The sequence below is a fragment of the Shigella sp. FC1967 genome, from assembly GCF_001743005.1.
Classification (GTDB): domain Bacteria; phylum Pseudomonadota; class Gammaproteobacteria; order Enterobacterales; family Enterobacteriaceae; genus Proteus.
In genome coordinates this window covers 1-356 of sequence record NZ_MIIZ01001411.1, presented here as the reverse complement: position 1 = coordinate 356, position 356 = coordinate 1, and the positions used below count along the sequence as shown (strand labels likewise).

Sequence of the window (356 nt, the reverse complement as noted above, 5' to 3'; positions counted from 1 at the left end):
CACCGTAACCAACGATCAGGGAAGCGTGTGGATGCTCGGAAACTACATCGTGTAGTGACGGGTGATACCCGCGTATTCCTCAAGCCGGAAGCCAAGAAACGCCCTAATACGGCGGTTCACATCCTGGTTGATATGAGCTCCTCGATGGCCTACAAGGCCGCCAATGGAAAGGAGCGTCAAGACATTGCGCGGGGAAGCGTCCTTGGCTATTTCGATGGCTCTGGAAGCAATACCCGGCGTAAACCCGGCAGTCACCTTTTTTTGGTGGCAACCGGAACCAGCCAGTGTTCAGTGTCGTGAAGCATGGAGATACGGTTCAGAATCGGGCCGGTCGGTTTGGGTTCAAAGCAACTGGC

General features: G+C 55.1%; 1 pseudogene. It reads left to right on the top strand.

Annotation, left to right across the window (positions count from 1 at the left end):
- A pseudogene (locus tag BHE89_RS24510) lies at nt 1–300 on the top strand (hypothetical protein); the annotation flags it as partial.
- Nucleotides 301–356 lie beyond the last annotated feature (56 nt).